Below are 15940 nucleotides of genomic sequence, written 5' to 3'. Positions count from 1 at the left end.
CATCGCGCGGTAACCTTGCTCGCGAATTCGTCGAAATCTATTTTGGTGGAACACGCTAGGGATGTGATCTTTAAACTCGGCCTTTACTGTTGGACGCTTAGCTCGAGGACGTACCAACGAAGGCAGGCAAGGCATGTCCGAAGACTTTATCGATAAAGAGCAGTTGCTTCAAAGAGTGCATAACGAAGATTCAAAAGGGTACCTCTCTGAAGCGATAGATTGTTACGAGGCGGGTGCATACCGGGCGTCCGTCGTGATGACGGCTTGTGCGGTTTTTGAAGATCTCAGGTTGAAACTTCGCGATTTTGCTCCTTTCGACGACCCCGCCAAGATTGTCAGTCAGGCGATCGAAAAGGCGTTCGACCAGCAGAAGAGCTATGAGGCCGAAGTCTTCCGTCAGCTCAAGGAGTCAAGTATGCTGGGGGAACCGGAGAACAAGCGCTATCTGCTTGAACTGCTGACCGCGCGGAACCGGGCGGCGCACGCCTCCGGTCTAGCTACTACTCAGGCTAGCGCCGCACGTTTTATTTTAGAGGGCGTCACTCGATTCCTTGGTAAGAAACTGTTGTGGGCCGAGCAGGGAGTTTCCGAACTGCTGGAGCGCATGCAGCGAATCGACATGTTTCCGGCGTTAGTCCGAGGCCGCTCCTACGTCGCTGACGACGAGCTTGAAAGCCTTGATCCTAGAGTGCACGGCAAGATGATCTCGCGAATGATCGACGGCATCGGAGCGTACGGCGCCGTTTATGACAAGAATGCTCGGATCCTATTTGAGTGCTTCGCGGAACGAAAAGATCCGAAGATGCAGCGTCATCTGTTCGAGAAGCTCATCAATGATCGCACACTGCCGCCGAGCAGCACTTGGTTGATCGACGTCATCGTTGCCGATACGGCCATACTCGCACGTAAGGCCAAAAACGTAAGCGCCGCGGACGCTGCCCTCAGCGCGATTATAAAAAATGCTCCTGATGACGAAGATCGGCTCGAGCAGCTCGAGGTGGTCTTCAAGGATTTGATCGCGGGAAATTCCGAGGCAGCACTTCGCGAGCGCTATGAACACACCATATTGGCCTTGTGCTCGAAGTTGTGGATGCGCCCGGTAATGTCAGACGGGCTCGCAAAGGAGGGGAGGGTGCGGGACTTGGTGGAAAGGACTTTATTGGACCGCACCAGTGATCAAGCCGCCGCAGAGCTCCTGCTGGAACACATCTACACGAAGTGGGAGATCGGTGAGGAAACGTTCTTCGCCAAGTATCTCACGGAGAGGTCGGCGCTAGTGCTCGTCGTCAATCTCTGCCTTGCTGGCGAAGCGGGAAAGGAACGTTGCTCGAAGCTCATCAATAGGGGCTGCGCTTACATACCCGACATCAGAGCGAAGGCAATCAAGTATCTCCGCGAAAATGAACATGATGCATGGCGTATCCTGGACACCGACGACGACGACACAGGCCCGTCGCCAGACGATTTCTTCGAACATTACCTCAAAGCTGAGCCCGACTGGCTAATTCCCGAGTGGGCGAACCCGGAACCGGACCCTGAAGAATTGGAGTACTCCCGGCGTCAGCTCCAGGCTTTCAGCCTGAGGTTCAATGCTAGAAGGAAAGCGTCGGCAGATCTTCCCAAGGCCGGCTGATCGGTTTCATTGTTCTCGGTCGCTCTACGCGAGATACCCATTCGCGTAGAGCTCGTTCCTTTTCCCAGTTTTCGCGCGTCCAGAGGAAGCCTTTGCCTATACGGTACGAGCAATCCCGGCCGTAAGTTTCGAGACCGTGCCTGACGGCCATTGGAGGCAGCCGGGACGTTTCGAGGTCTGCCTCGTCGACGATGTGGCGGCGTTCCAGTATGCGAACGCGCAACGCAGTCTGGTAGTCGGATGTTGTGAAACCGAGAACCAGAGCGTCGCGAAGCGACAGGCTTTCGATCCCGCACTCCTTAAGCCGTACTCCGCTCCTGGAGACGGCGCCGGTATCGCGATCGCGTACGATGGTTTCGCGGTGGAAGCGATCCTCTGCAAAGTCCTCCCCGCCCAGCATATTGGCGGCGGCCCAACCGATAACTTCGTTTCGTTCGAATCCAGCTTCAAGTGGGTACGGAACCCGCCTTACCGGGTTCCACTCGGTCCAGTCGCCAAGGCCTTCGCGCGAAGCTGCCTCCCACTCGTCTGCAGGTGGCTCTGTCTCTGCAGAAAGCTCCTCTTCGTTCTGAAGAAGGAGGCCGCGCAGAAGGCGATGACGCAGGCCGGCCTGATACTCGGTAGTCGTAAAACCGAGGGTTAGAGCGTCATCGAGAGAAAGATGCTCGAAACCGGTCTCCGACAACGGGCCCCAGACATCGAGGTGTCCGTTCGGGCGCCGACTGATGATCTGAGCTGTGAGCCGGTCTGCGACACTTTCTACCGGCCGATCGTCCGAACCAAGCCATCCGAGCACTGGCCCGTCGGCGCGGAAGTCATCCTCGCTCTTGAAAACGCACCTGTCGATATAGGCTTCGTACCCGTCTTTCAGTGTCATCAGCATTTCGAGATCTCCTGTTTGAGAAGATCATCTCTCGCCGGCTTGCAACCCGAAAATCACCTGCGCGGCCGATGGCACTTATTCGTTCAGCCCCGAATGATCACGTCGCGCCGCCAGCACGGCAGGCGGCGCCGGAAGAGGGTCTGAGATATCCGTACCAGGATCGTCGCTTCTGTTCATACTCGTCAGATCGAACAAAAAGCTCGTCTCGGGTCGAGATGCCGGCCAGCCGCTTCGCTATCCACCAGATACGTCGTCGCTGAGCTTCATCCGTGAAGTCGAGCCCATGGTCAGAAAGCCGGAAGAAGGGGCAGTCAATTCGGAGCCTGTCCATCCTTTGATTGCGCGCCGTCAACTCAAGCCGGATGTCCGCGACTGGTCGAGCAAGCAGCTCTCGCCATTCGTCGTGGGAAGGAACCCAGCCCCAAAGGCGGTTGACCTCATCCAAGGAGCCGTATGCATGCTTTATAAGATCGGGGTCTTTCGCCAAGGCGCGCGCTGCTAACCGACTGCGGATGAGCTTTATAAGGTTGTTCACCTTGTCTGTTTCGGAGAGGTAACGTCCGTAATTGGTTATTCTCGTCATGTCGAACTCCTACCGCCGTTTGGTTGTAGCCGCCACGCGTTACCAAGGTCTTTCGCGGGTAGTTGGATACGTCCCGCCCGGAGGAGAGCCGCGTCACGTCGAAAGCGCGGTCGCCTCATGCCGCGCGATCGCCTCCACAATTTTTTGCCTGTACTCCGTCGGATCTATCGGGGGCAGCATCGAATGGAAATTGTCTGCCATCAGGTTTGCGTCCCGTAGTATCTTCTCTGCAAGAGATGGCTCGCTTTCGGAGCCGAAGCGATTCTCGATAAATCGCATCTGCCGCTCCGTGCGGGCGAAGACATACTGGCTCGCACACCCGAAAATTTTCCGATTAACAGCTTCCACAAGTTTCTTGTTGTCTGCCGACCTCAATCTGTCGTGGAGCGACTTCGAGGTTGTCGCGATGAAGAGTTTCTCGGGACCGACGGGCAGGACGAAAGATGTGTCGCCGCTTTGCTGATCGTTATCAATGACGACAGGTCGATCGGAGGTGAGGAGCTCAATCGCAGACAATCGGACATCAACGACGCCCCAATTCAATTCCAGCAAGCGGCCGATGATGTCTTCATGCGACATTAACACGGAGAACCTGTGATACGTTTCGCGGCAACATCGAATCCCGAAGATCGACCATTCCACGCTCGATGGCGGGATGATGTTCCGATGGCACGACGTCGCGTGCCATGGTCTCGATCCACTGGGTCAGTTCTATTTCCAGCTTTCGAATGAATTGCTTAAGCAGCGATATTTCCGCGGGCATCCGCAGAAGCAGGGTCATCATGAAGTTAGCCCAAGCGCGGCGTTGAGTTTCCTTAAGCGCTCCTTCTCCAATCATAGTACGTAAGGCCTCGGCCGCCTGGCTGTCCACTGGCGAGAGAAACGTCTTTTAGATCTCGACCGATACAGCGCCGCTCGATCCTTCGATAGCGTAAAGCTTCTTGATGAAGCCTGTCGCGTCGGGATGCTTTCTTAGGGCCTTGACCTTGGTACCATAAGGCCGACTGAACTGAACAAGCCTCCCGTCCTCGCCACGCCAGTTCTTGAGATAAAAGACCGGTAGGAAATGATGCTTCATCGGATCGTTCATTGCGGTCTCTCCTCAACACGGCTTTATAGATCGCAAGCGCGAACCTCTCGAAGGCGCCAATCGTACCCATTGTCGCTCGCTCTCCGAGACACGAGCTGAGGTGATCAACTTGGTGACAGTTCAGAAGATTGCGGGGAGGGCATGGATAAAATGCATCGCCGCATCGAGAACACCATCAAGCTTGACAGCTACTATATGCAGATAATCCGCAGCCGCGGCCGCAAGCGGCGGCGCCATGACGGCGCCTTTTTCGAACAGCAGTTCGCCAACCTTCCCAAGGACGCCGTCGAACATCTTATCCAAAACGTAGCCGCCGATGGCGACTGCGCCGAACCCCTTGATCGTTGACTGAAGTGCGGTCGATTGGAGCCTGATCGCTTCGGTGTTCTCGCGGATTGCCGATGCAAGCTCCTGAAGGTCAGAACTTCCATCGGGGCCGGCTGTCACCGCTGGAACTGGCACAGCGGTTTCCGCGGGCAAATTCTGCAGAATGGCGTCCACTCGCCTGGCCAAATCAGCGAGGTTACGGCTTCGGGCGTCGAGGGCACGGAAGAACCCCTGCTCGAGTCCAAGCTCCTCGATTGGGTTCGGCGGACCATTGTGTCCGATGCCAGCGACCGACGGCCGGTCTGGAGCGGTTTCTTCGATCTCCAGCAGCGGAGCGATCAGAAGAGTGAAATCAGATACCTGTTTTACGAGGCCGTCAGCGCCGGAGTCTTCGGCGGGGCTCGCCGCAGAGGGATCGGCCGCGTCCTCGAAGAAGTCGTCATCGCGAACCGGCGACCAGTCGAAGAGACCAGTTTCGTCCGTTATAATCTTTCCGACCTGCTCGATCAGCGAAAAAGGGTAGCGACTGCCGAATTCTTCTTCCAAGACTTCAGTAGGTTCGTAGGGGCCTCCATTTATCCACTGATAGCCGCCGTCGGCGCTCGAGTGCGGAAGAGATTGAGCCGGGTCTTCATAGTGAGCGTAGAACCACTCCTTCATCTCGTCGGCCACGGCCTCGACTTGGTCCTCCGTGTCCGGCTCTGCCTCGAGCGATATGTTGAAATTATCGACAAGCTCGTGGCCGTTCATCTCTTCGTTCTGGAAATTCTCGACGCCGACCGGGTACTCCCAAAGGTGCCAAGAAAGAGGACCCAGCTCCGGATGAGCCACCTCGGCAATATACTCGATCTCGGGACCCATCTGGCGCTCGTCGCCGGCTGAAGCATTCCACTCGAGCTCACCGGCGTCGATCTGGTAGATTACGCCCGTGGCTGCATGTCGAATGCGGGCGGTGCCGGAAGTCCTAATTGCCATCGAAGTGCCTGCTAGAGCGCGCTGTGGAAGCTCGGTTGTAACGTTTTGGAAAAAACGTTACAATCGAGCTTTAGATGACAACTAGAGCGTCAACCCAACCCGGCGACGCTCCTAGAGTTAGGGCCTGGCAATGGGGCCAATAAAGTCGCGAGAAGATAGTGGTTACTGGAGCTGACGGTCGAACGTGGGGGCGCTCCCCGGAGAGGGCGGGGTGCCGAAGACGCGACGGCGGATTATGGAAGGCATCCAAGGATCGCGCTGTAGCTGCTCGATGACTGGCCCCTCCGGACTATCGATTTGCTCTGCAGCCCGAGAAAGCGATCTGGCCGTGACGTGTAGTGATTGGACTGGAGTGTCGATAAGAAGCCTTCTGAGCTGTTCCAACGCTGCCGTGCTTGCGAAATTTGCCGCGAGGCTGACGTGCTGTACTCCCTGAGCTACTCTCAAAATTCCCTAACGAAATCTGGCATGCCAGCCGGGAGAGGATCTCGGTCGAACCCGCAGGCCGATTTAGCTCAGAATCTACGACAAGGTCATGCGATCGAGCCGCAAGGCGTCGCATTGATATCAGCGACGGACCGGAAGCCTAGCCATTGAACGGCCCCAGATCCAAAATGTGCTGGCGGAGCTTGTCGCAGGCCGGCGCGATTTGCGCCGCCGCGTCCCTGCCGTTCTCGAAGCGGTAGGGTATCGTCGTGATACCGCTTAGGTCGCTCGGTAGCTTCACCTTTTCCTCGCGTGGTTCCATCAGGATCGCGCGCTGCCGACCAAGTCGGCCCATGAACAATCCCAGTTCGAAGACGACGTTGTCGCGTGGGCTCGGCCAATCCTTGCCTCTGCTCTCTGTTAAGTCGTCGGCGTGCGCGATTGCGACGGCGAAGTCGGAGTCATCGATCTCGGCTTCAAGACTCGTCAGTGTATAGTTCGCGACACGAAAGACGCCGTCGGTCCAGATCGTAGTGATGAAGGGGTCATGCTCGAACGCGTTCCGGACGAGCCGAGCAACCGGCAGAGCTTCTGCCGAAGAAATAATGAAGACGCGGACTTTTTCTCGTAACGTACCGACGTGCTTGTTTCTTTCGAGCAGACGTCTGGAGAGCGACCGTGCGATCTGCCGATACATGTCCGGATACGTTTTCGCGAGGGTCGAGAACTGCTGTGCAGTAAGCTTGGCGACGATGGATCGGTCCTCTGCGATCACAGTCGCGGAACGACGCTGCGTTGGTTCTATGGCCGCCATTTCACCAACGTGCTCGCCTCGGCCGCGGGCGCCAAGCCGACGCCCATTGATATGTATGCTAAGCGCACCGGAGAAGATGAAGAAGATATCGTCATCCTCACCATTCTGTTCGATGAGGGTCGCTCCCGCGTCGACTTCGAGAATTTCCGCGATTTCTGCCAGCGCTTCGGCGAGTTTGACGTCGCCACCGACCATCGTTTGAGCGCTGAAGGATTCGATCCGCAGGTCCTTCCCTATGTCTCCCTGGAAGCGTTCGAGCATTTTACTCACGTGATTGATCTCCAGTAGGTGGTCGAGTAGACGTCCTCGTCCTTGTGCTGTGTCCATTTCCATTTTTTCCAGATGCTTTCCCTGTTCGGACCGAGCTTCTGATTATCGTTCAATAAGTCGTAGACCTTTTTTGTGATCCACGTCGGATGGTCCGCACTCAGTGCTGTGACCTTTGCAGCGAGATTCGCTGCGTTCCCAATCCAGACGATGTCGTTGTCACCGCGAACGCCGGTCCTGGCGGCGTAGATTTCAGAGGTGTCGATGCCGACAACATGGCGAATCTTGAAATCAGTGTTCCAACCCTTCGACATCTCGGCCTGAACGATGTTCTTGATCGCGTAGTTGATCTCGAGTGCGCACGAGACGGCCTCGTTCGACTGGTTGTCGGAGATGAAGATCCCCATCGTACGATCGCCATCGTACGATACGATGGAGCCGCCAGGGCGGCGGATTAATCGAGATGTGGCGTATAGAAACGCTTTGTAGACCTCTCCCGAGAAGGTCCACTTCTTCTTCTCGACGAGATCAGTTGAGCCATCGAGGTCTGCATAGAGGATCGTCGCCCGTTTGAAGTGGATGGCGTCGTTCGAAAGCTTTAGGGCAGCAGGCTCCGGAACCGTCGTTCCGTCGCGCACCGTCCACTTCTCAACGAAGGTTGTTTTCGCGCTGGCCCTGATATCTTCGGCAATCGTCATTTGGGCCCCAGTCAGCAGGAAAGATTGGAGATTGCCCACCGAGCGGCTGCAATCACCGGCGGAATTGCCATGACTATGAATGCCAAAAGGACAAGTGAGGCGGCCCAGTGGAAAAACTTGAACTTTCTATGAGCGATCGACGCCTGGATTGCGGTCTGCACGGCGAGGTCGTGTAAATATGTGGGGGAGGCGGAATCCCCTTCTAGCGGCCGGTATTCCTTCTCTGCCATGGCGGGATAGTCCTTGACCCCGCTGTCGTCGATATCGCCAAAGTACAAAAGGTTTTTGCGTTCGTCCTCGCGCTTGTAGACATGCTTCAGAAACCTCGGCAGCAGTGAGATCAGACAAGTTGCGGCTGCAAGAAACAGAAGGATAAGGGCGACCACCAGAGCGTTCCCGTAATTGAACGGAAGATCCTCCGGGGACTTCAGCAGATTGATGAGTGCTCCAATCCATACCGATGAAAAGGTCAGCAGAGCTGCGTTCTTGGTCTCGGCAAATTTGACAAAATCGATCATCCGGCCGTGATTGGCAGACATCAGCTTCTCGTACGCTTCCTGCTGGTCGTTCTTCGCCATGGCTCAAACTTTTCCCTTTTGCGGCATCGCAAGCGGGCAGTCGTCCATTGTCCCACAGCAGGCCTGATCGATTGAACGCAGATAGTCGTAGAACGCTTTCTCCGACCGGCTCCATCCTTCGAGGTTGATGACGAGGTCAGCGAGCTCGCGCCTGTGACTGCCGCACGACGCCATCGGAAGGCGCAGATTGTCAGCCTCGTCGCACTTGCAACGTTGCCGCAACGACATCACCCGCTTCTCACTCTTCAGAACGGTAAACATCCGCCGACCGTCGCGAATAAGTGCGATCCGATTGGGTCCGCGCTTTTTCAACCGAAGGCGATCGTCCCGCAGAGTGGTCAGGAACCGTGGCCCGAGTGCAGCGGCATTCTCTTCAGCCAGAGCTTGAAAACGCGCCGCTGTCGAGCCGTGCGCGCGAGCGTCGGCTTTGCCGGGCCATCGCCGGAGAGCCGATGCCGATCGCTGTCTCAGGATGAACGTCAAAACCTTGCCCCACCACGCTTCCGCGTCTTCGGTGCTCGTGATCCCCGACGGTTCGACTTCTCCCCAATAAAGGCAGAACGAGCCGTCGGTGTTGATATGCCGCTCGGCGCAGAAGGCGGGCAGGAGTATTGGAAGACGCTCCTTCACCGTTACCGTGTCCGCCAGTCGGCTGACCTCAAGAATGATTTCAGGGACCGGAGCGCCAGATGGACTGGGTGGTCGAACGCCATAGACGGCCACCACGCCCGCCGATGAAATCAGGCGGGCATGGTGTGCTTGGGCTACGCCGTTGAGATATTCGATCGGTGACAAGACGGTCTCAATCGAACTTCACGTAGGGACGGAACGGGACTTCGGCAGCCTTGACGATCGCGGGGCTACTCGTCGCGTATACTGCTGCCCGAGCAACCTTCGCGACGGCGTTGTTCTCGGCGGCCAAGGATTCCAGAGCGACGTCGTAGGTCAATTTCGAGATCCGGCGCGTTGATCCGAAAAGCTTCCGGACAGAGGCGGGGCCGTCGTCATAAGCTTTCTGGCCGATCGCTGTCTGCTCACCGTTGCAGCGCTTCTGCTCTTTCTCTGAATCAAGGACTGATCGGCCGGTAGAGCAGCGAATGCGGTTGCCCTGCATGCCCAGCCGCGTGATCGCCCCAGGCCCGAACTCGAAACCAATGGCGAGACCGAGATCGTCGGTGTCGACATCGTTCGCTTCGAGCTGTTCGAGCGCGAGATCGAAGCTGCTGCGAAGAGCGCCGGCACAGAGGACCGCGGTAGACACGGTCTCATCGGTATCGGTGTTATAGGCCGTTCCTTCGAGGATGTGGCCATGGATACAATCGCCGATGAAGCGGATCCTGCGGCCGGAGAAGTCTGCACTGATGACCCTGTCGAGCTCGGCACGGATAATATGAAGGCACCGGACGACATCCTCAGGGGCGTCGTCGATGTGGGCGTTTACGTAAGCCGTGAAGTTGTCGACGTCGGCATAGATGGAGACCATCTCCATTCGCCTGGAGTTACCCGGCGTAAGAACGGAAATGTCCAGGTTCTTAAGCGGCGGCGTCGTACGCGAGAAAGCGAATGCCCCGATGGGATTCGCTTCATTATCCTTCCGCCAGTCTGCAACGATCTTATCTTTGCTAAGCCCGAGGTCTGCCGACGCCTCGCAGTCCTTGATCTCTTCATCGGTCAACTTGGTTTTCGCGGGATCGTCCGCTGCATCAAGATCAATCGCCTCACGGGCTTCGTTGCTCAGATAGATCCCAACAGCCTTGTTGTTAGACGCCAGCTTCGCCGCAATGTTTGCGGGGCGGCCGAGGAAGAGCGGCTCACGATTGCCACTCCGGCCATTGTTCACCGCAAGCGTCTTTCCGGTATCGATGCCAACTCGCACTCGCGCGTTCGGAATTTTTTCGTCGTCGTCGCCTGTCTCTGCGAGGACATCTGCGATCAGCTTGGCGATCGCGACAGCTCGATTCACACGGTCGTCAGCGGAATCCGCGCCATAAGGCTTCGCGACCACTGCGTGAAGGCGCTGATTATGGAAGTCGACCCGGATGGCATTGGCATCGGCCAGGATCCGATGGACAGCGCGATAGTGCAAGTTCAGAAACCGGAGCGCTCGCTTGTGACAGGTCTCGCCTTCGGTTTCGGTCGACCAGAGCATATCGTCGAAGTTGACGATCTCTACATAGATATGAACGCCATCCACGCGGTACGCCTTGTTCGTCGGAATGGACGTCAGTGAGGTGTCGCGCGTGTAGTCGACGACCGTAACGGTTTCAACATCTTTGATGCGTGCGTCGATCGCTGCCTTCGCCCGATCATGCTTCCATTCATTCGCCATGTGCGTTTCAACTCCAAACTGGTGCGTCGAGGGCCTCAGTCCACCGATGCGATTGTTTCACTATTTGTTCCTTCAGGCATTTTCCGGGCACCTTGGTGCCCGGATTTTTCGCTTATGGTCTGCCGATGCCGTTTTACGACACACTGAGTGTCGAGATGACAAAATGACTGTCATCTCACAAGAACGGTATTATACAATCCGCCTGCCTTAGGATATTTGCATGTCAATAAACAACGTGGATAGCGCAATGACCCAACACGACAGCAAGCCCCGCCTTCGTTCCCGCGCCTGGTTCGACAATCCTGATAATGCCGACATGACGGCGCTTTATCTCGAGCGCTACATGAATTTCGGCCTCAGCCAGGAAGAGCTGCAGTCGGACAAGCCGATCATCGGCATTGCCCAGACAGGCTCCGATCTGTCGCCTTGCAACCGGCATCATCTTGAGCTCGCCAATCGCCTGCGCGAAGGCATTCGCGAAGCCGGCGGCATCGCCATCGAGTTTCCGGTTCATCCGATCCAGGAAACCGGCAAGCGTCCGACCGCGGGCCTTGACCGCAACCTTGCCTATCTCGGCCTCGTCGAAGTGCTCTACGGCTATCCGCTCGATGGCGTGGTGCTGACCATCGGCTGCGACAAGACCACGCCGGCCTGTCTGATGGCGGCGGCCACCGTCAATATTCCGGCGATCGCGCTCTCCGTCGGGCCGATGCTGAACGGCTGGTTCCGCGGCGAGCGCACCGGCTCCGGCACCATCGTCTGGAAGGCCCGCGAGCTACTGGCAAAGGGCGAGATCGATTATGCGGGCTTTGTGAAGCTTGTTGCGTCGTCGGCCCCTTCGACCGGCTATTGCAACACCATGGGCACGGCGACGACGATGAATTCGCTGGCCGAAGCCCTCGGCATGCAGCTTCCGGGTTCGGCCGCCATTCCGGCGCCGTATCGCGACCGTCAGGAGATTTCCTATCGCACCGGCCTGCGCATCGTCGATATGGTCCGCGAAGACCTCAAGCCATCGGATATCCTGACGAAGGATGCCTTCATCAACGCCATCCGCGTCAATTCGGCGATCGGCGGATCGACCAATGCACCGATCCATCTCAACGCGCTGGCCCGCCATATCGGCGTCGAGCTGACGGTCGACGACTGGCAGACCTATGGCGAGGAAGTGCCGCTGCTCGTCAACCTGCAGCCGGCCGGTGAATATCTCGGCGAAGACTATTATCACGCTGGCGGCGTTCCCGCCGTGGTGAATGAGCTGATGGGCCAGGGCCTGATCAAGGAAGACGCGCTGACGGTCAACGGCAAGTCGATGGGCGACAACTGTCGCGGGCAGACGATCCAGGACGAAAAGGTCATCCGCCGCTACGAGACACCGCTGAAGCCACGTGCCGGTTTCCGCGTGCTGCGCGGCAATCTGTTCTCCTCGGCGATCATGAAGACCAGCGTCATCTCGCCGGAGTTCCGCGAACGCTACCTCTCCAATCCCAAGGATCCGGAAGCTTTCGAGGGCAGGGCGGTCGTCTTCGATGGTCCCGAAGATTATCACAAGCGGATCGACGATCCGTCGCTCGGGATCGATGCCTATACCATCCTCTTCATGCGCGGCGCCGGTCCGATCGGCTATCCGGGTGCCGCAGAGGTCGTCAACATGCGTGCGCCCGACTACCTCTTGAAGCAGGGCGTCTCGTCGCTGCCCTGCATCGGCGACGGACGCCAGTCTGGCACATCAGGCAGCCCGTCGATCCTCAACGCTTCGCCGGAAGCCGCCGCGGGCGGCGGGCTCGCGGTTCTGAAGACTGGCGACCGGGTGCGTATCGACGTTGGCCAGGGCCGCGCCGATATTCTGATCTCGGACGCCGAGCTTGCCGAGCGGCATGCGACTCTCAAGGCCGATGGTGGCTACCGCTATCCCGACCACCAGACGCCATGGCAGGAAATCCAGCGCTCGGTCGTCGGCCAGCTGGAAACCGGCGCGGTGCTCGAACCGGCGGTCAAGTATCAGCGCATTGCCCAGACCAAGGGCGTGCCGCGCGACAACCACTGAGCTGAAATCAGCTGCGATGAAACAAAAATGGCACGGGCTCGCCCGTGCCATTTTTGTTTTGGCGGCCAGGCGGCGGCCGCTCAGAAAGGCAGTGGCGAGCCGAGAAGTGCCAGGATCAGCGATGTCAGCGCCACGAGAAAAGCTATTCCGAATGAAATATGGATTTTGGTCAATTTAGGTCCCTCGAATTGAAAGACCCGCCTAAAAAGGCGGGTCTCCTGAACAGGACGCTTCGCTACTCGAACTCTGGCGAAGCCGTTTCATGAGCGGCCCCCCAGCCCCTCGGAAAAAAGCTAATCACAACCTCGGATCATCGTCGCGTGACATCGGCGTGACACGGCCCCGGCGGTGCAAAAGCTTGAGAGGAAAGGCGAAACCGTGCCCGTCTGAGCCGCCCAGCCGCTCTATCGCAAGGTCGCCCTCGAACGGGATCCGTCCTCGTTGATAAAGGTGACACTGGCTCCCTTCAGGATGACGCGCGAGCAATCCTCATCGTCGTCTTCGTCATCATCGTCGTAGTAGAAGCAGATCTCGTTGCCATCGACTTCCCATTCCCCGGTATAGCTCCCGTCAAGGCTGGAGCGCCCCTGAATCGAACCGTTGGCAAGAAGTTTCTCCTGATAGGCTGCGCCATCTTCCGTTCCAGAGACCGTCCTGCCGGCGAAGGCGGCCTTGATCTGCGCCCCGGACAGCGATGCCTCCTGGGCAAGCGCCGGCGTTGCTATGGCCATGGCGGCCAGGACTATGCGGAATCTCATCTACCCCTCCTCAAAGATCGTAGAGCATGATTGCGATTTCGATCAGGATACCGGCCAGGATGGCCGCTTCGATCACGCATGACACCAGGAACATGCGGTATTCGAAACTGCGTTCGGCAGCGGTTCCGTAGAGCGTCTCCCGCGCTTCGACCGCCTCGCCGATCAACTGAAGCCGGCGGCCGAAGTCCATCTGCTGGCAAAGTTCGAAGAAGCTGCGGCGGGAGGCGGCTGGAAGGCCGCGGTCGCCGCGCTCCAGAAGCAGCGTGGTCTTCAGAAACCACTGCCGAAGCCGTGCGGTTTCAGCCGCCTTGGCGGAGAGCTCACGGCTGATCTGGCGGCTGTAGGTACGGCGCTCAAGAAGCGCGGCATCGCGATATTGCCCATCCCAGGCGGTCTCGAATGCCCGCTCGGTATCCTCGATACCAAGCCAGAGCCAGCCGAATGCCCCGATGCCTATGAGCAGGTCTCTGAAAAGCTCCGGCGCGGACTGGATGACGACGCGGTGACCGCGGATGCTGATCTGCCCGTTGCGAAGTTTGAGATCGGCGGACAGGCTTTCGAATCGGTCTTGCGCGGCTGCGTTGCGCAGCCAGTCTGCTGCCGCTTCCTGTAGAGCAAAGGAGGTCTGGGAGCCGCTCGGCAGCAAGATGACTTCAAACTGCTGATCATTGGTATCGGGAAATGGCGCACCCGGAACGGTCTCGCTCTCGATCGGCGTGATCGATGCATGCAGCGAAACCGGACGTGGATATGAGAGGCTGCAAAGGAGGGGAGCGTCGGCGCGGCTGGCTTCACCCGGAGGAAGCAGGAACAGCCGGCAATGCTGAGCGCCGTTCGCAGCCATCGGCTACTCGTCCGCCAGCGCGGGCAGCTGCCGCATGCCGTCATCGACCGTATGGACATCGGGAGGCGGGATGAATGCCACGCCGTCTTCCAGCACCGGGCCGGCAAGGCCGAGCAGAAAGCCGGTCTCCTTGTCGAAGCAGAAGCGCGACATGATGAAGGCGCCAGTCGCGTGATCGAGCCAGTCATCGCCGAGCCTGGCATCGATCAGCTGGTCAAGGCGGACAGCATTCTCCTCTTCCGGGTCGAGCCAGTCTGACGCCAGAATGAAGCCCCACACGGCGAGAAACGACGGGATCGGCACCTGATAGCTGCTGACCTTGGTGAAGGCCGTCTGCAGCGTCCGGCGAAGTGCGGTGTGGCCCTTGTAGTTGCAGGACGAAAATTCGAGCGCCTGCACGACCAGAATGCCGCCGTCGCGCAGGCAGCCGCGCAGCGAGCGATAGAACTCCTTGGTGTAGAGGTGCTGGGCCGGGCCGTTATCCAGCATGTCCACGACGTCGATGATGATGATATCGAAGAGTTCGTCGGTCGTCTCCAAATAGTCCCGGCCGTCGCGATAATGCAATTCCGCCCGGGGATCGGTGAAAGCGCCGTAGTTCCAGGTGCCAAGATGTTCGCGGCAGCAATCGACCACATCCCGGTCGATATCGACCATCACGGCGCGCGTCACGTCGCGATAGGCAAGCACTTCGCGGAGCGTTGCGCCTTCACCGCCGCCGATGATCAGCACCTGACGCGGGTTGTCATGCATCAGCATGGCCGGATGCACGAGCAGTTCGTGATACAGCGCCTCGTCGTCCTCCGCGCTCTGGATGGCGCCGTCGAGGAACAGCGCACGGCCGAAGCTGTAGGTATCGGCGATCGTGACGTTCTGAAACGGCGTTCGAAACGAGCAGACGATGGACTGGGCGCGATAGTGATACTCGTCGAAGATATCGGCGTCCTCGAGAACGAAGACGCTGCCGCTCCGCGGCGGCACGTCGGTATCCAGCCCTTCGACAAAGACCCGGCCTGGCGGCAGCTCCGGCAGAGGGTAGGGCCGCGAAATCGCTGGCAGCGGCTCCAGTGCGGTTTCTTCCGGATCGTCCGAAATGACAATGACCATTACAGATCCGTTGCCTCTCTCCGAATGATCTGGCGCAGTTCCACCAGGGCAGGCGAGAGCGCCTCGACCAGTGCCGGCAGGGCATTCAGCGGATCGCAGGCGCCGCACATGAAGATATCGAGCGCTGCATACGCGTGCTCGGGCCATGTGTGGATGGACATGTGGCTTTCCGCCAGCGAGACGGTTCCTGTCACGCCGCCGCCGGGGTCGAAGACGTGAAAATTCATACCGAGAAGGGTGGCGCCCGCAGCTTTCACGGCTGCGCGGAACGCTGCCTCGATATGTGCGACGTCACCGAGTTGTGTGGCGCCGCTGAAATCGGCGATGAGATGCCGGCCGGGAAGTTCGCCATTGGTCCTGCCCGCATGAACCACGCTGCCAACGGGCATGGGTGGCATGTAGCAGGCTGCAGACTTGCGATGAACGGACACCGTCATGGCGTCCCCGGCCGCTCTTCCACCCATGGAACCCAACATCGAACGGAGTTTGTAATGAGCATGCCACAAAATATTAGCCAGACAACATATATTGCCGGGAGCCAGAGGCGGGCCGCATCCAGGGATTGCAACCCGCGCTCCGTC

The 15940-nt window shown here is 58.4% G+C and carries 17 protein-coding genes; 2 read left to right on the top strand and 15 right to left on the bottom strand.

Going from position 1 to position 15940, the window contains the following annotated elements; translation table 11 throughout:
- The first annotated feature begins 133 nt into the window (after positions 1–133).
- Entirely contained in the window at positions 134–1633 is a 1500-nt protein-coding gene (locus J2X43_RS00155; RefSeq protein WP_310289876.1) for a hypothetical protein, read from the top strand.
- Here the strand turns inward: J2X43_RS00155 and J2X43_RS00150 are convergent.
- The 11 genes from J2X43_RS00150 to J2X43_RS00100 all read right to left on the bottom strand — a co-directional run bounded on the left by J2X43_RS00150 (position 1593) and on the right by J2X43_RS00100 (position 10603).
- Complete coding sequence (locus tag J2X43_RS00150; protein ID WP_310289873.1) at positions 1593–2516, bottom strand: hypothetical protein; 924 nt, start codon at positions 2514–2516, stop codon at positions 1593–1595. The genes J2X43_RS00155 and J2X43_RS00150 overlap by 41 nt on opposite strands.
- Positions 2517–2613: 97 nt before the next feature.
- Complete coding sequence (locus J2X43_RS00145) at positions 2614–3099, bottom strand: hypothetical protein (RefSeq protein WP_310289870.1); 486 nt, start codon at positions 3097–3099, stop codon at positions 2614–2616.
- 93 nt (positions 3100–3192) lie between these two features.
- On the bottom strand, positions 3193–3678 hold the full coding sequence (locus J2X43_RS00140) for a DUF4238 domain-containing protein (protein ID WP_310289868.1): 486 nt from the start codon (positions 3676–3678) through the stop codon (positions 3193–3195).
- Positions 3668–3883 (bottom strand): hypothetical protein, encoded by a 216-nt coding sequence (locus tag J2X43_RS00135; RefSeq protein ID WP_310289864.1) that lies wholly within the window; start codon positions 3881–3883, stop codon positions 3668–3670. Before J2X43_RS00135 ends, J2X43_RS00140 begins: the two co-directional genes overlap by 11 nt.
- 105 nt (positions 3884–3988) lie before the next feature.
- Positions 3989–4189 (bottom strand): DUF4238 domain-containing protein, encoded by a 201-nt coding sequence (locus J2X43_RS00130; protein ID WP_310289862.1) that lies wholly within the window; start codon positions 4187–4189, stop codon positions 3989–3991.
- Positions 4190–4309: 120 nt separating this feature from the next.
- Positions 4310–5491, bottom strand: coding sequence for a hypothetical protein (locus J2X43_RS00125; RefSeq protein WP_310289859.1), 1182 nt, complete (start codon positions 5489–5491; stop codon positions 4310–4312).
- Between the two features lie 586 nt (positions 5492–6077).
- Positions 6078–6992 (bottom strand): TIR domain-containing protein, encoded by a 915-nt coding sequence (locus J2X43_RS00120; protein WP_310291241.1) that lies wholly within the window; start codon positions 6990–6992, stop codon positions 6078–6080.
- Between the two features lie 5 nt (positions 6993–6997).
- Complete coding sequence (locus J2X43_RS00115) at positions 6998–7696, bottom strand: adenylate/guanylate cyclase domain-containing protein (RefSeq protein ID WP_310289857.1); 699 nt, start codon at positions 7694–7696, stop codon at positions 6998–7000.
- A gap of 11 nt (positions 7697–7707) precedes the next feature.
- On the bottom strand, positions 7708–8274 hold the full coding sequence (locus J2X43_RS00110; protein WP_310289855.1) for a Pycsar system effector family protein: 567 nt from the start codon (positions 8272–8274) through the stop codon (positions 7708–7710).
- A gap of 3 nt (positions 8275–8277) precedes the next feature.
- Positions 8278–9069 carry an E2 domain-associated cysteine-rich protein gene (locus J2X43_RS00105; RefSeq protein ID WP_310289852.1) on the bottom strand — a complete coding sequence of 264 codons (792 nt, stop codon included), beginning with the start codon at positions 9067–9069 and terminating at the stop codon, positions 8278–8280.
- Between the two features lie 7 nt (positions 9070–9076).
- On the bottom strand, positions 9077–10603 hold the full coding sequence (locus J2X43_RS00100; protein ID WP_310289849.1) for an adenylate/guanylate cyclase domain-containing protein: 1527 nt from the start codon (positions 10601–10603) through the stop codon (positions 9077–9079).
- Positions 10604–10850: 247 nt separating this feature from the next.
- On the opposite strand from J2X43_RS00100, the gene J2X43_RS00095 reads away from it, so the two are divergent.
- Positions 10851–12650, top strand: a complete 1800-nt coding sequence (locus tag J2X43_RS00095; RefSeq protein ID WP_112386731.1) for an IlvD/Edd family dehydratase — start codon at positions 10851–10853, stop codon at positions 12648–12650.
- 404 nt (positions 12651–13054) lie between these two features.
- On the opposite strand, the gene J2X43_RS00090 is transcribed toward J2X43_RS00095, so the two are convergent.
- The 4 genes from J2X43_RS00090 to speD are packed head-to-tail and all read right to left on the bottom strand — an operon-like array spanning position 13055 to position 15796.
- Positions 13055–13408 carry a hypothetical protein gene (locus J2X43_RS00090; RefSeq protein ID WP_310289844.1) on the bottom strand — a complete coding sequence of 118 codons (354 nt, stop codon included), beginning with the start codon at positions 13406–13408 and terminating at the stop codon, positions 13055–13057.
- A 10-nt stretch (positions 13409–13418) separates the two neighbouring features.
- A complete protein-coding gene (locus J2X43_RS00085; RefSeq protein WP_112386733.1) occupies positions 13419–14252 on the bottom strand; it encodes a hypothetical protein in 834 nt (277 codons plus the stop codon).
- Between the two features lie 3 nt (positions 14253–14255).
- Complete coding sequence (locus tag J2X43_RS00080) at positions 14256–15359, bottom strand: fused MFS/spermidine synthase (RefSeq protein ID WP_112386734.1); 1104 nt, start codon at positions 15357–15359, stop codon at positions 14256–14258.
- Complete coding sequence (speD, locus tag J2X43_RS00075) at positions 15359–15796, bottom strand: adenosylmethionine decarboxylase (RefSeq protein WP_310289838.1); 438 nt, start codon at positions 15794–15796, stop codon at positions 15359–15361. The genes J2X43_RS00080 and speD overlap by 1 nt, the downstream gene beginning before the upstream one ends.
- Positions 15797–15940: the final 144 nt, after the last annotated feature.

This window comes from Rhizobium sp. BE258 (assembly GCF_031457345.1).
GTDB lineage: Bacteria > Pseudomonadota > Alphaproteobacteria > Rhizobiales > Rhizobiaceae > Rhizobium.
The sequence above is the reverse complement of the archived record's forward strand: the minus strand, read 5'-3'. Positions and strand labels throughout refer to the sequence as shown.

Coding starts and splice junctions, on each gene's coding strand:
- J2X43_RS00155 (WP_310289876.1), top strand. CDS start 134: ATGTCCGAAGACTTTATCGATAAAGAGCAGTTGCTTCAAAGAGTGCAT.
- J2X43_RS00150 (WP_310289873.1), bottom strand. CDS start 2,516: ATGCTGATGACACTGAAAGACGGGTACGAAGCCTATATCGACAGGTGC.
- J2X43_RS00145 (WP_310289870.1), bottom strand. CDS start 3,099: ATGACGAGAATAACCAATTACGGACGTTACCTCTCCGAAACAGACAAG.
- J2X43_RS00140 (WP_310289868.1), bottom strand. CDS start 3,678: ATGTCGCATGAAGACATCATCGGCCGCTTGCTGGAATTGAATTGGGGC.
- J2X43_RS00135 (WP_310289864.1), bottom strand. CDS start 3,883: ATGATGACCCTGCTTCTGCGGATGCCCGCGGAAATATCGCTGCTTAAG.
- J2X43_RS00130 (WP_310289862.1), bottom strand. CDS start 4,189: ATGAACGATCCGATGAAGCATCATTTCCTACCGGTCTTTTATCTCAAG.
- J2X43_RS00125 (WP_310289859.1), bottom strand. CDS start 5,491: ATGGCAATTAGGACTTCCGGCACCGCCCGCATTCGACATGCAGCCACG.
- J2X43_RS00120 (WP_310291241.1), bottom strand. CDS start 6,992: ATGCTCGAACGCTTCCAGGGAGACATAGGGAAGGACCTGCGGATCGAA.
- J2X43_RS00115 (WP_310289857.1), bottom strand. CDS start 7,696: ATGACGATTGCCGAAGATATCAGGGCCAGCGCGAAAACAACCTTCGTT.
- J2X43_RS00110 (WP_310289855.1), bottom strand. CDS start 8,274: ATGGCGAAGAACGACCAGCAGGAAGCGTACGAGAAGCTGATGTCTGCC.
- J2X43_RS00100 (WP_310289849.1), bottom strand. CDS start 10,603: ATGGCGAATGAATGGAAGCATGATCGGGCGAAGGCAGCGATCGACGCA.
- J2X43_RS00095 (WP_112386731.1), top strand. CDS start 10,851: ATGACCCAACACGACAGCAAGCCCCGCCTTCGTTCCCGCGCCTGGTTC.
- J2X43_RS00090 (WP_310289844.1), bottom strand. CDS start 13,408: ATGAGATTCCGCATAGTCCTGGCCGCCATGGCCATAGCAACGCCGGCG.
- J2X43_RS00085 (WP_112386733.1), bottom strand. CDS start 14,252: ATGGCTGCGAACGGCGCTCAGCATTGCCGGCTGTTCCTGCTTCCTCCG.
- J2X43_RS00080 (WP_112386734.1), bottom strand. CDS start 15,359: ATGGTCATTGTCATTTCGGACGATCCGGAAGAAACCGCACTGGAGCCG.
- speD (WP_310289838.1), bottom strand. CDS start 15,796: ATGACGGTGTCCGTTCATCGCAAGTCTGCAGCCTGCTACATGCCACCC.